The sequence below is a fragment of the Gemella sp. GH3 genome (genome assembly GCF_013415425.1).
In the GTDB taxonomy this organism is placed as follows: Bacteria; Bacillota; Bacilli; order Staphylococcales; family Gemellaceae; genus Gemelliphila.
Window position 1 is genome coordinate 1 of record NZ_JACBYC010000095.1, and the last position, 432, is coordinate 432.

The window sequence follows — 432 nt, forward strand, 5'->3', positions numbered from 1 at the left end:
GTTAATGACAATGTTCGTTCATTTATTTGGTATTCAAATACCACATATATTTATGAACCCGTGGTTCCAATTTGTATTAGCAACGCCTGTTCAATTTGTTATTGGTTGGCAATTTTATGTAGGCGCTTATAAAAACCTTCGTAATGGGTCAGCAAATATGGATGTTCTTGTCGCTTTAGGTACAAGCGCAGCCTTCTTTTATAGTATTTATGAATCGATTAAGTGGTTAATTAATACAAATTATGAGCCACACCTATATTTTGAAACAAGTGCTGTATTAATTACTTTAATTCTTTTCGGAAAGTATTTAGAAGCACGTGCTAAAACACAAACAACAAATGCGTTAAGTAAATTGTTGAATTTACAAGCTAAAGAAGCACGTATATTACGCAACGGTGAAGAGACTATGGTTCCTTTAAGTGAAGTAAAAGA

General features: G+C 32.9%; 1 pseudogene. It reads left to right on the forward strand.

Annotated elements, in window-relative coordinates:
* A pseudogene (locus HZY83_RS03315) lies at positions 1–432 on the forward strand (heavy metal translocating P-type ATPase); the annotation flags it as partial.